This window comes from Marinobacter sp. ELB17 (assembly GCF_000169375.1).
GTDB lineage: Bacteria > Pseudomonadota > Gammaproteobacteria > Pseudomonadales > Oleiphilaceae > Marinobacter.
Genome location: NZ_AAXY01000002.1, coordinates 182,215 through 194,433, shown reverse-complemented (window position 1 = coordinate 194,433; position 12,219 = coordinate 182,215). Strand labels below are relative to the sequence as shown.

The 12,219-nt window shown below is 54.1% G+C and carries 12 protein-coding genes; 9 read left to right on the top strand and 3 right to left on the bottom strand.

Annotated elements, in window-relative coordinates; genetic code table 11:
• Positions 1-237 precede the first annotated feature (237 nt).
• A complete protein-coding gene (grxD, locus tag MELB17_RS03675) occupies positions 238-564 on the top strand; it encodes a Grx4 family monothiol glutaredoxin (protein ID WP_007348788.1) in 327 nt (108 codons plus the stop codon).
• A 146-nt stretch (positions 565-710) separates the two neighbouring features.
• On the opposite strand, the gene MELB17_RS03670 is transcribed toward grxD, so the two are convergent.
• The 3 genes from MELB17_RS03670 to MELB17_RS03660 form a co-directional block, all read right to left on the bottom strand.
• Positions 711-2,912: a DUF1631 domain-containing protein gene (locus MELB17_RS03670; RefSeq protein ID WP_007348787.1), complete on the bottom strand. Its 2,202-nt coding sequence runs from the start codon at positions 2,910-2,912 to the stop codon at positions 711-713.
• 177 nt (positions 2,913-3,089) lie between these two features.
• Positions 3,090-4,370 carry an HlyC/CorC family transporter gene (locus tag MELB17_RS03665; protein ID WP_007348786.1) on the bottom strand — a complete coding sequence of 427 codons (1,281 nt, stop codon included), beginning with the start codon at positions 4,368-4,370 and terminating at the stop codon, positions 3,090-3,092.
• A 47-nt stretch (positions 4,371-4,417) separates the two neighbouring features.
• Positions 4,418-5,224, bottom strand: coding sequence for an inner membrane protein YpjD (locus MELB17_RS03660; RefSeq protein WP_007348785.1), 807 nt, complete (start codon positions 5,222-5,224; stop codon positions 4,418-4,420).
• A 192-nt stretch (positions 5,225-5,416) separates the two neighbouring features.
• Here MELB17_RS03660 and ffh point away from each other — a divergent pair, with 192 nt between their 5' ends.
• From ffh to MELB17_RS03620, 8 genes are all read left to right on the top strand, one after another.
• On the top strand, positions 5,417-6,802 hold the full coding sequence (ffh, locus tag MELB17_RS03655) for a signal recognition particle protein (protein WP_007348784.1): 1,386 nt from the start codon (positions 5,417-5,419) through the stop codon (positions 6,800-6,802).
• Positions 6,803-6,964: 162 nt separating this feature from the next.
• Positions 6,965-7,204 carry a 30S ribosomal protein S16 gene (gene rpsP, locus MELB17_RS03650; protein WP_007348783.1) on the top strand — a complete coding sequence of 80 codons (240 nt, stop codon included), beginning with the start codon at positions 6,965-6,967 and terminating at the stop codon, positions 7,202-7,204.
• A 50-nt stretch (positions 7,205-7,254) separates the two neighbouring features.
• The gene (rimM, locus tag MELB17_RS03645; protein WP_007348782.1) at positions 7,255-7,782 is read left to right on the top strand and encodes a ribosome maturation factor RimM; all 528 of its coding nucleotides are present in this window, start codon (positions 7,255-7,257) and stop codon (positions 7,780-7,782) included.
• A 1-nt stretch (position 7,783) separates the two neighbouring features.
• Positions 7,784-8,542: a tRNA (guanosine(37)-N1)-methyltransferase TrmD gene (gene trmD, locus MELB17_RS03640; protein ID WP_007348781.1), complete on the top strand. Its 759-nt coding sequence runs from the start codon at positions 7,784-7,786 to the stop codon at positions 8,540-8,542.
• Positions 8,543-8,567: 25 nt separating this feature from the next.
• Positions 8,568-8,924: a 50S ribosomal protein L19 gene (gene rplS, locus MELB17_RS03635; RefSeq protein ID WP_007348780.1), complete on the top strand. Its 357-nt coding sequence runs from the start codon at positions 8,568-8,570 to the stop codon at positions 8,922-8,924.
• 13 nt (positions 8,925-8,937) lie between these two features.
• Positions 8,938-9,882, top strand: coding sequence for a site-specific tyrosine recombinase XerD (gene xerD / locus MELB17_RS03630; protein ID WP_007348779.1), 945 nt, complete (start codon positions 8,938-8,940; stop codon positions 9,880-9,882).
• Positions 9,883-10,024: 142 nt separating this feature from the next.
• A complete protein-coding gene (locus MELB17_RS03625) occupies positions 10,025-10,774 on the top strand; it encodes a thioredoxin fold domain-containing protein (protein WP_007348778.1) in 750 nt (249 codons plus the stop codon).
• A 120-nt stretch (positions 10,775-10,894) separates the two neighbouring features.
• Complete coding sequence (locus tag MELB17_RS03620) at positions 10,895-12,196, top strand: homoserine dehydrogenase (protein ID WP_007348777.1); 1,302 nt, start codon at positions 10,895-10,897, stop codon at positions 12,194-12,196.
• Positions 12,197-12,219: the final 23 nt, after the last annotated feature.

The following is a 12,219-nucleotide window of genomic DNA, read 5'->3' as shown; positions in this document are numbered from 1 at the left end:
ACAACGATCAGGGCCAGCCGGTGCCCCGTCTTTAGCGCTAGGGGACAGATTTGAAATCTGTCCCCGGTTTAGAAATCTCAGATAAGGGACAGATTTCAAATCTGTCCCTGGTTTTCGAAAGCGCGGCGGTCGGCGACGGTTGGTAGGTCTGCCGGGGCCGTGTACAATGGTTAAAATAGATTGCCTTAAGGCAAACTTTCCTTTTTCATTTTAGCTTCCAGCACAGAGGTAGATAACATGGATATGAACGACACCATTAAAAGCCAACTCGAAGAAAACTCGGTTATTCTGTACATGAAGGGTTCTCCTCAGGCGCCAGAGTGCGGTTTTTCGGCAAAAACAGTTCAGGCCTTAATGGCCTGCGGCGAGAAATTTGCTTTTGTGAACATTCTGGACAACCCGGAACTGCGTGAAGCGCTGAAAGTGCACTCTAGCTGGCCTACTTACCCGCAGCTGTATATTAGTGGCGAATTGGTTGGCGGCTGCGACATCATTATGGAAATGTCGGAAAACGGCGAACTGGCCACAGCTGTAAAAGCTGCGTGTAAGAAGACAGAAGCCTGAAGCGAAATTCTCAGTGCCAAGAAAAGCTGCGCAGTGCGAATGAAACCTGCGCAGTTGGAATAAAACTCGCGCAATAGAAAAAATGTGCAGTGAAAATAGAAAATGCCGGCTAAACGCCGGCATTTTTCGTTTGAGGTGCTGGGATCTTAACCTGCTTTGCTTCGAAGAGACCCCACCACAGCGTTCAGTGCGCGGTCAATCAGCGCTCCTTGCTCAAGCAGCGTTAGCCTGCCCCGGCACATTTCTTGGGCAAGCTCGGTACGGGTTTTTTCAATCACTTTCAGGCCCATGCGGTTAACGAATACAAAGCAGTCGGCTTCTTCAATAATAGCCGACAGTTTGCAACGGAAGCTAGCGCCGTTTACCAAGCTAAACTCCACCCAGCTACCGGTTTCAATCTGATCAATCTGCGCCATATATTCAGAAATGGCGTTGTCTTGCAGTTCTTCGCCGATGTCCGCTTTTTCAGAATCTGGCGCCACTACTAAAGGCTCTGTGCGGGTTTCTATAGCGGCATTGGTGCGGAAAGCTTCGGCCAATTCATATTTTAGCTGGGCCATCATTTCGTCGAGTTTGGACGAATTGAACGATACTTCTTCAAGCCCGGCGCGCAGGGTTTTCAGCAATCCCGGCACCACACGAACCCATTGGTCGCGCTCGGCTTCCTCGTGATGGGGATGCAGGCACCAGATCAGGTCGTCCAGCACTTTTACCGACTCGTTCCAGCGGTGCTCCATCTCGTCCCTGAGGTAGGTCAGGAACATAACCCGGCTCCAGCCATTAACAACGATGGTGTGAATGGTTTGCGGCAGCTTGTAACGGGCCAGCTTCTCTTTCAATATCGTGTCTACGGTTTGCTGCGCTTTTTGGGATTTTATGCGGCCACGCTCAGATTCGCGGGTGCGCTGTTCCACCAGAGTTGAACGTTTGTTTTCGCGCTCCAGAAAGGCGTCGAATTCGTCATTCAGGGCAACAAACAAAGACACGTTGCCGTCAAACTCTTCAAGAATGCGCTGCACGATGGTGTGAATCTGGTTATACAGTTTGTCTCGCGACTTTTCGTCGCTGTTGCTCCAGCCAATGCCGGCGCGGGCAAGGTTGTTGAGCAGGCGCCGGGCGGGATGGCCGCCGTGACTGAAGAAGGTTTTATCGCGCATCACTACTTTTAATATGGGTATTTGCAAGCGGCTGACCAGCACCTGAATGGGTGCTGACAGGTTATCGTCGTCGAGAATGAAATCGAACAGCATAGACACCAGATTAATGAGGTCTTCATCGGCCTCGGTTATAGCGGCTTTGCGGCCGTCTTTGCGCTTTACCTGCGCTAGAAGTTGGTGCATCAACTCCAGTAAATCTATGGTTAGCGGCTCGCCCTGGCTTAGGTCTTCGTCGAAGCCTGTGTAGCTAGCGCCGTCAAATGCGTTCTGCGCCGGTAAAGCGTTAAGAAGTTCTCCAAGCTCAACGGCAGACACCCGGTGTACCGGGCGGCTATCGGAACGCTGCTGCGGCATACCGGCGTTGCTACGCTGGTGCGCAAGCATACTGCGTATCTGTTCGAATACCGCGCTTTCACTTGCGGCATCCCCCTGCGAGGCGCCCATTGAATCCGGGCTGTCGGCTGCCTTGCCGCCGCTGCCCTGATTTTTTGAGCCATTTTTACCCTGATGGCGGAAGTGAGGGATAACCCCGGCCTTCACCAAAATGCGGTTGGCTTCGTCTAATAGCATGCCAAGATTCGACATAACGTAGCGGTCAAACTGCTTTAGCAGAATCAGGCGCTCACGAATCTGGATTTCCATGGGCTGTATGGCGTGTATAAACGCCTGGCCTAAATGCTCTGGTGCCAAAGGATTGACGATAACGTCGTCTGCGGCTTTGTACACATGGCTGAATCGCGCGTTCAGCTGAACCAACTGACCTTGAAAGTGCGCTTTGGCTTTTGCGGCCATGGCATTCAGCGCAACCTGTTCTTCCAGGTCATCATTACTTACAAGCGCGAGGCTGTCTGGGTCTATCGCCTGGGGCCGGTTATCGGGACCGCTCTGGCTGGGGGGCGACACAAAAAATGAACTAATAGCCTCGTTGAACTGGCGTTCAACACCTTTGCGCTTAATGCGAATTTCCCGCATGGCTTCAAAGTAGCGGTTTTGTTCGTTATTGTTGCGGCAGTTGTTGGCGAGTTCAAACAGCGAATCGTCGACAGCGTCCAGTGCGCCCTGTAACAGGTCGCTCAAGCCGGCAACAACGGTTTCCTGAACGCGTACCACTTCGGGTGGAACAGGCTCGGCTTCCCCATTAGCGACCTTCTGGCGCTGGTGGATATAATGAATGCCGGACTGTTCGTTCATGGCAGGCTCCTGTCTGTCTCGCGCCGCCTGGGCCTTTTATAGGCTGGTATAACAACTGGAATTATACTTGTGCTTCAAAGTTAACCCATCTGAGTCTTTTTTTATACGTTTGCTTTTTAGTTTTCGCGACGAACTCACAAAATCACGCATCAACGGTCACTAAGGCTGGCGTGCTATTCAGCGGCCAAGCCCGCGTTTCTTGCGTTTTTTTGGATGCACAATGGCCGCCTTCACAACATTATCTTTAATCTGTAGCACTTCAACTCGATGCCCGCCAACTCTCAGGCACACGTTGCTGTCGGGAATGTTCTCCAGAGTTTCGGTAATCAATCCATTCAGGGTTTTAGGGCCATCTATTGGCAATTTCCAGGACAAACTTTTGTTAATTACCCGCAGCGAAGCTGTGCCGTCAATAATATAGGTGCCATTATCCTGGGGAATAATGTCTGGGCTGGTGGATGCATAGTCGGTGGTGAATTCGCCCACAATTTCTTCAAGAATGTCTTCCAGCGTTGCCAGGCCCAGCACTTCGCCGTATTCGTCTACTACAATGCCAAAGCGACGGCGGCCCTTCTGAAAGTTAATTAGCTGGGTGTTCAATGGTGTGCTTTCCGGAACAAAGTAAGGCTCGGTACACAGCTGTACAATCATGTCTTTGTTTAAGTCATCTTTTTGCAGCAGTTTGGTGGTATTGCGCAAATGCAGAATGCCCTGAATGTCATTGATATCGCCTTTATAAACCGGTAAGCGGGTGTGCTGGCTGTTGCGTAACAGGCGCAGGATGCTGTCCAGATCGTCATCCAGGTCAATCCCGACGACTTCGTTACGGGGCACCATAATGTCCGTCACGGTCACTTTTTCCAGGTCCAGTATGCTTACCAGCATATCTTTGTGTTTGGCTGGAATCAGCGCGCCGGCTTCGTTCACCAGGGTGCGCAGCTCCTCGCGGCTGAGGTGGTCGTTGGCGATGTCTTCCGGCGATACCCGCAGCAGTTTCAAAATGCCGCCGGTAAATAGATTCACCGCCCATACCACCGGGTAGAGTATTTTTAGCAGCGGAGCTAAAACATAACTGGCAGGAAAGGCGATTTTTTCCGGAAACAGTGCGGCCAACGTTTTAGGCGTCACCTCCGCAAAAATCAGGATGACAATGGTCAGTAGCACGGTGGCTATGGCAATACCGGCGTCGCCCCAGATGCGTATGGCGATGACTGTGGCAATGGCCGAGGCAAAGATGTTAACGAAGTTGTTGCCGATCAGGATAATGCCGATCAGCTGATCGGTTCGTTGCAGAAGTCTGTGGGCGCGCTTGGCACCTTTGTGACCGGTTTGCGCCATGTGCTTCAGGCGATACCGGTTCAGCGACATCATTCCGGTTTCAGAGCTGGAAAAGAAGGCCGATAGTAGAATAAGTCCGGCTAGCGTAATAAACAGCGCGGTCAGCGATGTTTCGTTCAAGCGAGGTGTCCTCTTTATTTGTGAAAAGCGTGGAAAGCGCTACCGTTTTACAGGCCGCGATGGAAAATCAGTTCCAGCACCAGCTTGCTGCCATAGAACGCTACCATTAATAGCGCGCAGCCTGCCAGTGTCCAGCGGCTAGCGGTCACTCCGCGCCAGCCTTTGGTGTGGCGGCCAATCAGCAAAGCCACAAACACCAGCAGCGAGAGTACCGAAAACAGAGTTTTGTGGGCAATGTCCTGGGCGAACAGGTCTTCCACAAAAAGAGCGCCGGTAACAATGGCTAGAATCAGTAGCACAACACCGGCCCACACCAGTTCGAACAGCACCGACTCCATGGTTTGCAGGGGGGGCAGGTTGCGCAACAGGCGGCTGTTGTAGTTGCTTTTAAGTTGGCGGTTCTGGACAGACAACAGCACGGCTTGAATGGCTGCCAGGCTGAACAGACTGTAAGCGGTTACTGACAGGGCGATGTGGGTAAGCATGCCGTAGCTGTGATCTGGCACCAGCCGCGTCGGAGTGGGCGCTGCCAGCGCAACAATTATCGTCATGCCGGCCAGGGGGTATACGCCTAATAGAAGGTTTTGCAGGGGTTTGGTAAGATTCAGGCCCAATAGCAAGAATGTGATCAGCCAGGAGATAATCAGCGAGCTGCGCACAATACTGAAATCGAAGCCGCCGTCATGATGCACAATCTGAGTGATCAGCAGTGCGTGGCCCACCAAGGCAAGCATGCCCACCAAAGTGGTCATTGCCAAGCTGCTTTGCACCCGGCCGCGGAAATGAAGAGCCTGCAGGGCCGTGCCAATGCTGTATAACAGAAGTGAGGTAACCGCGAGAATCAGCGTTCCCATAAAGTGTTAATCCTGAGCTGCCCTATATGCCACTGTTCAGGCTGAGGTTTACGGCGCATTAAAAGTGATTTCACTGAGCTGGTCGTTTCGGGAAGATAGTTTGGTTATAATGTGCCAATTATGCAACCGGAATCAACAGGCCCCGGGGCCTGATTATTCCTGAATACTCTTATCCGGGTACGGAAGAACCGCATGTTTGAAAATCTACAGGACCGACTCTCCGGCAGTTTGCGCAAAATCACGGGCCAGGCGCGGCTTACCGAAGACAATATCAAAGATACGCTGCGTGAAGTTCGCATGGCGCTGCTTGAAGCCGACGTTGCTTTACCGGTGGTTAAGGACTTCGTAGAGAGTGTTCGCCAGCGTGCCATTGGCCAAGAGGTTCAGCGTAGCCTGACACCCGGCCAAGTATTTGTAAAAGTGGTGCAGCAGGAGCTGGAGCGAGTGATGGGCGAGGCCAACACCGGCCTGAACCTGTCGGTTACCCCGCCTGCAGTCATCATGATGGCGGGCCTACAGGGTGCGGGTAAAACCACCACCGTTGCCAAGCTGGCGCGATTCCTGAAAGAGCGCCAAAAGAAAAGCGTGATGGTGGTCAGTGCCGACATTTACCGCCCGGCCGCTATCAAACAGCTGGAAACCCTGGCTAACGAGGTAGGCGTAGAGTTCTTTCCCAGCTCCGCCGATCAAGACCCGGTAGCCATTGCTGAAGGCGCCATCAGCGCAGCGCGTAAAAAGCACATTGATGTGGTGATACTGGATACCGCCGGCCGCCTTGCCATTGATGAAATGATGATGGGCGAAATCAGCCGCCTGCACGCCGCGGTAAAACCGATAGAAACCCTGTTCGTGGTAGACGCCATGACCGGGCAAGACGCCGCCAACACCGCCAAGGCTTTTAACGAAGCCCTGCCGCTGACCGGCGTGGTGCTCACCAAAACCGACGGTGATGCCCGCGGTGGTGCGGCCCTGTCGGTACGCCACATTACCGGCAAGCCAATCAAGTTCCTGGGTGTGGGTGAAAAATCTGACGCTTTGGAGCCGTTCCATCCAGACCGCGTGGCGTCACGCATTCTGGGTATGGGCGATGTGCTTTCCCTGATAGAGGAAGCCGAGCGCAAGCTGGACCAGAGCAAAGCCGAGAAGCTCACCAAAAAGATCAAGAAAGGCAAAAGTTTTGATCTTGAAGACTTCCGCGACCAGCTCCAGCAAATGAAAAGCATGGGCGGCATTGGTGGCCTGATGGACAAGCTGCCGGGCATGGGCCAGATGGCCAAAGTAGCCCAGCAGCAGGTGAACGATAAGTCTATGGGGCAAATGGAAGCGATCATCTGTTCCATGACGTCCAAAGAGCGCCGTTACCCGGACACCGTCAACAACTCCCGCAAGCGCCGTATTGCCAACGGTTCCGGTTCGCAGATTCAAGATGTGAACCGGCTGCTGAAGCAGCACAAGCAAATGCAGAAGATGATGAAAAAATTCAGTAAGAAAGGCGGAATGGCCAACATGATGCGCGGTTTGGGTGGTATGATGCCGCCCGGCGGTGGAGGCGGTCAGCCTCCCTTTGGTCGTATGTAAAATGCCTTACGCCTAAAACAGGGAAACAACCGGTTTCGCTGTTTTCTTTGGCGCTCTTTTAGCATAGAATAGCGCCCCTTTCGAGTATGGGTCTTCATATCAGCCGCTCCTGGCTGCATTGAATCGTACAAAGTTCGTACAACAGAACAGGATATTGGTTAAATGGTAAAAATCCGTTTGGCTCGCGGCGGCTCCAAGAAGCGCCCGTTCTACCATCTGACAGTGACCGACAGCCGCAAAGCACGCGACAGTCGTTTTATCGAACGTGTCGGCTTCTTCAACCCGATCGCCCGTGGACAGGAAGAGCGTCTGCGCGTTGATCGTGAGCGTGTTGCGCACTGGATCAGCCAAGGCGCACAGCCTAGCGATCGTGTTGCCCAACTGCTGAAAACCGCAGACTAATCTATCAGAGCAATCTGAAGGTTAGCCTGACACACACCGGGGTGACACACATGGCAGAATCCTCGCAGGAAACTGTTATCGGCCGTATTACCGCGGTGTTTGGGATCAAGGGTTGGCTCAAAGTCTATTCTTTCACCGATCCCAGAGACGGAGTACTGCACTACCGCAACTGGACACTGGTTCAGGACGGCAAGCGTATTCCTGCCAAGCTTGAAGAGGGTCGTCGCCAAGGGCAGGGGATCGTCATCAGGTTGAAGGGTGTTGATGACCGTGATGTTGCCCAGCGTTACTGCGGGGCTGACATTCATGTGCCAACCGAACAGTTAGCAGAGCTGCCTAAGGGCGACTATTACTGGTATCAGTTGGAAGGCCTTGAAGTGTTCACGGTTGAAGATGAATGCCTGGGAACAATGCATCATATGCTGGAAACCGGCGCCAACGACGTATTGGTAGTGCAGGCAAGCCCTGCTTCTATTGATCAGCGCGAACGGCTCATCCCTTACCTGCCTGACGAAATCGTTATGCAGGTGGATCTAGCCAACAAACGCATGGTGGTTGACTGGGATCCGGAGTTTTAGGGTGTGGATTGGCGCTGTCAGTCTGTTTCCGGAAATGTTTGCAGCGGTAACCGATTATGGCATCACCAGCAGGGCCGTACGTGACGGGTTAATAACCTTTCACAGCTGGAACCCGCGGGATTTTACCCATGATCGTCATCGCACGGTAGACGACCGCCCCTACGGTGGCGGCCCCGGTATGCTGATGAAAATTCAGCCGCTACGGGATGCTATTCACGCTGCACGGCAAGCGGCTCCGGGCCCGGCCTGTGTGGTGTATTTATCGCCTCAGGGTGAAACCCTGAATCAGGCAGTCGTGGAATCTCTGGCAGCAGAGCAGCGGCTAATACTGGTGGCGGGCCGTTATGAGGGCGTGGATGAGCGCCTGATTACGGCGGAAGTAGATCGTGAAGTGTCGCTGGGAGACTTTGTGCTTTCCGGTGGCGAATTGGCAGCTATGGCTGTGATTGATGCGGTTACGCGCCTCATCCCCGGAGTGCTGGGTCATGCGCAGTCGGCAGAGCAGGATTCGTTCGCCGACGGTTTACTGGATTGTCCGCACTATACCCGGCCCGAAGTGTATGAAGGTCAGGCGGTGCCGGATGTTTTGTTGGGCGGTCACCATGATCAGATCCGGCGTTGGCGGCTTAAACAGTCGCTGAGGCGAACCAGCGAGCGACGCCCCGACCTGCTTGAACAGCGGGAGTTTTCGGAAGAAGAGCGCAAGCTGCTGGCAGAAATTTTAAACGAACCGTGTGCCTCTGAATCTTCAGGGCATTAAAAGATTGGGAATCAGGAGCATAACGATGAGCGGCAAGAACAACATCATCAATCAAATTGAAACAGAACAGATGACCAAGGAAATTCCGCCGTTCGCGCCGGGTGATACCGTGGTCGTTCAGGTTCGCGTAACTGAAGGCACCCGTGAGCGTTTGCAGGCGTTTGAAGGCGTTGTAATTGGTAAGCGCAACCGTGGCATGAACTCTTCCTTCATCGTACGTAAGATTTCTTACGGCGTGGGCGTAGAACGTACATTCCAGAGTTTCTCGAAGCTGATTGAAAGCGTAACAGTGAAGCGTCGTGGCGTTGTGCGCCAGGCCAAGCTGTACTACCTGCGCGACCTGTCTGGTAAGAAAGCTCGTATCAAGGAAAAGCTGGGCTGATTGGCCTCTCGCCATGCTCAGTGTTAAAAAAGGCAGCCACGGCTGTCTTTTCTGCGTTTCGGCAGAAGACGACGCCATCATCGCACGCTTCTGCGACGCCATCTGGCTGGAAGACGGCTTGAGCGAAAAAACCCGCGAAGCCTACCGCAGCGATCTGGGCGGGCTGGCGCAGTGGCTTCAGGGCCAGCCCGGCACACCGTTGCTGATAGCCACCCAGCGTAGTGATTTGCTGACTTGGCTATCCGGCGGACTGGCAGGCGGCGTGAAAGCCTCTACGGCAGCACGCCGGTTGTCGGGCATTCGCCGCTTTTACCGCTATTTGCTCCGCGAAGGTTTGATACCCGAAGACCCAACCCTGCGCATAGAAAGCCCTAAGCTAACGCGGCCGCTTCCAGACACCCTCACCGAAGCTGAAGTAAACGCGCTGCTGACCGAGCCAGACCCCGAAGTGCCTATAGAGCTGCGCGACAAAGCCATGCTGGAAATTCTGTACGGCTGCGGCTTACGGGTGACCGAATTAACGTCATTGCGGTTGGACCAGGTAAACTTGCGCCAAGGCGTGGTGCGCATTACCGGTAAAGGCGATAAAGACCGCCTGGTGCCCTTAGGCGAAGAGGCTATAGACTGGCTGCAGCGCTATATAAAAGAAGCGCGGCCGGAATTGCTAAAAGGCCACGCCTGTGACGACCTATTCCCCGGTAACCGCCCAAAAGCCATGACGCGCCAAACGTTCTGGCACCGCATCAAGCATTACGCTGCGCGCACCGGTATTCAAAAGCACCTGTCGCCGCACACCCTACGGCACGCTTTCGCAACCCACTTGCTCAATCACGGTGCGGATTTACGGGTGGTGCAAATGCTGCTGGGCCATGCGGATTTATCCACTACCCAGATATACACCCACGTGGCGCGCCAGCGCCTGCAGGAACTGCATCGGCAACATCACCCTCGAGGGTGAGAATGCGGGTGAGAGTGTGGGTGAGACAGAGCGCGAGAATGAGGATGTTTGTTTTGCTGCTCTTCTACGTCGATTGTTTGCTACCCTAAGCCCGTGCTGAGTTAACTCAGTCTGTTTTTTTACCCACGTTGCGGACACCCATATGTCTTTTTCTTTGCCTGTTATTTCCCGCCTTATTGCTACTGCCCTGTTGGGTGGCTTACTGCTGCCAGCATTCGCCGCGGCAGCGGACATTGAAGAACGCATCACCCAGCGCCTACAAACCGCCGTACCTGGCCTGCAGGTAGAAAGCATGGCGCCGGCAAAAGCGCCGGGCATATACGAGGTGCGCACCAACAGCGGTCAGATTGTGTACGCCACCGAAGATGCGGAATATCTGTTTATTGGCGACCTGGTCAAACTTGAAAACGCCGGCTACGTTAACCTTACCGAACAGGCACGCACCAGCCAGCGCCGGCAAACTATCAACGAGCACGCCAAAAATGGAGGCTTGATCCAGTACGCCTCCAAAGGCGAACAAAAAGCGGTGATTGACGTGTTTACCGACATCGATTGCGGTTACTGCCGCAAATTACACAGCGAAATGGATGAACTTAACGAACTGGGCATTACCGTGAATTACTACGGCTTTCCCCGTTCCGGCCCGGGTACCGAATCCTTCCGCAAATACGTGTCCGTGTGGTGCGCAGAAGACCCGCAAGCGGCTATGAACAAGGCCAAAAGCGGCGGCGTCGTCAAGTTCGCTGACTGCGCCAACCCGGTGGCTGAGCAATATAACCTGGGCCGACTGGTCGGCGTAACCGGCACCCCCGCTATCGTATTGGAAGATGGAACATTAATGCCGGGCTACGTGCCCGCCAAAACCCTGGCGCGCGGTTTGGGTATTCTTTAGAAAATGTGCATTCTTTAGGTAATCAGCCGCTGCCAGGTCTTATTCCGCAGGCTGTGAGTGGGTATACTGTGCGGCCTTAATCATCAGCTATCAGCAGCCATTGTCATCAGAGGTGAAAGTTTGAAACAGGTCAGTGTCGGAATTTGCGGACTCGGAACCGTGGGCAGCGGAACCTTCAAGGTACTCACTCGCAACGCGGCGATCATTGCCGGCAGGTCAGGGTGCAACATCCAGATTACCCGCATTGCCAGCCGAACCCCCCGCTCAGACATTGACCTGGGCGGGGTTCCCTTCAGCACTGACATCTATGACGTGGTGAACGATCCCGCCATTGATATTGTGGTGGAAGTGATTGGCGGCTACGATGCCGCTAAAGAGCTGGTGCTGACCGCGATCAAAAACGGCAAGCACGTGGTCACCGCCAACAAAGCGCTGATTGCAGAGCACGGCACCGAAATTTTCGCCGCAGCTGAAAAAGCCGGCGTAATCGTGGCTTATGAAGCTGGCGTGGCCGGTGGTATTCCGGTTATAAAAGCCATTCGTGAAGGCCTGGCGGGCAACCGCATTGACTGGATTGCCGGCATCATCAACGGCACCGGTAACTACATTCTGACCGAAATGCGCGCCGGCCGTGAATTTGCCGGCGTGTTGAAAGAAGCCCAGGCTCTGGGCTACGCCGAAGCAGACCCGACCTTTGACGTGGAAGGCATAGATGCGGCCCACAAGCTCACCATTCTGGCCTCGGCCGGCTTCGGTGTGCCGCTGCAGTTCAACAAAGCCTACACCGAAGGTATCTCCAAAATTACCCCTTACGACATCGCCCACGCCGAACAGTTGGGTTATCGCATCAAGCATCTGGGCATTGCCCGCCGCCGCGAAAACGGCATAGAGCTGCGAGTTCACCCCACGCTTGTGCCCGAGAACCACCTGATTGCACGGGTAGACGGCGTGCTGAACGCCATTCTGGTAGACGGCGACGCCGTTGGCCAAACCATGTACTACGGCCCCGGTGCCGGCGACGAAGCCACCGGTTCCGCCGTGGTTGCCGACATTATCGACGTTGCCCGCATCGTCGCGAGCGGCAGCAGCTTGCGCGTACCCTTTCTGGGTTTTGCACCAGAAGCGATGGAAAATCTACCCGTATTGGAAATGGAAGACGTGCAGTCGGCGTATTATCTGCGTATCACCGCGTTTGATCGCCCAGGTGTGCTGGCCAACATCGCGGCTATTTTGAGCGACAGCGGCATCAACATAGAATCCATCATGCAAAAAGAATTCGAAGTGAAAGACGGCCGCATCCCGGTGATTATCCTGACTCACACAGTGCAGGAACGGCAGATGAACGGCGCCATTGCAGAATTGGAAAACCTGCCGGACATAGACGGCCAGGTTGTTCGTATTCGCGCTGAAAACTTTAACTAACAGCTTTCACTAACAGGTAGTCG

Bases quoted from the DNA above. Each gene is read 5' to 3' on its own strand.
- rimM (WP_007348782.1), top strand. From the start codon at position 7,255: ATGGCAGAATCCTCGCAGGAAACTGTTATCGGCCGTATTACCGCGGTG.
- MELB17_RS03625 (WP_007348778.1), top strand. From the start codon at position 10,025: ATGTCTTTTTCTTTGCCTGTTATTTCCCGCCTTATTGCTACTGCCCTG.
- grxD (WP_007348788.1), top strand. From the start codon at position 238: ATGGATATGAACGACACCATTAAAAGCCAACTCGAAGAAAACTCGGTT.
- rplS (WP_007348780.1), top strand. From the start codon at position 8,568: ATGAGCGGCAAGAACAACATCATCAATCAAATTGAAACAGAACAGATG.
- MELB17_RS03670 (WP_007348787.1), bottom strand. From the start codon at position 2,912: ATGAACGAACAGTCCGGCATTCATTATATCCACCAGCGCCAGAAGGTC.
- xerD (WP_007348779.1), top strand. From the start codon at position 8,938: ATGCTCAGTGTTAAAAAAGGCAGCCACGGCTGTCTTTTCTGCGTTTCG.
- MELB17_RS03660 (WP_007348785.1), bottom strand. From the start codon at position 5,224: ATGGGAACGCTGATTCTCGCGGTTACCTCACTTCTGTTATACAGCATT.
- ffh (WP_007348784.1), top strand. From the start codon at position 5,417: ATGTTTGAAAATCTACAGGACCGACTCTCCGGCAGTTTGCGCAAAATC.
- rpsP (WP_007348783.1), top strand. From the start codon at position 6,965: ATGGTAAAAATCCGTTTGGCTCGCGGCGGCTCCAAGAAGCGCCCGTTC.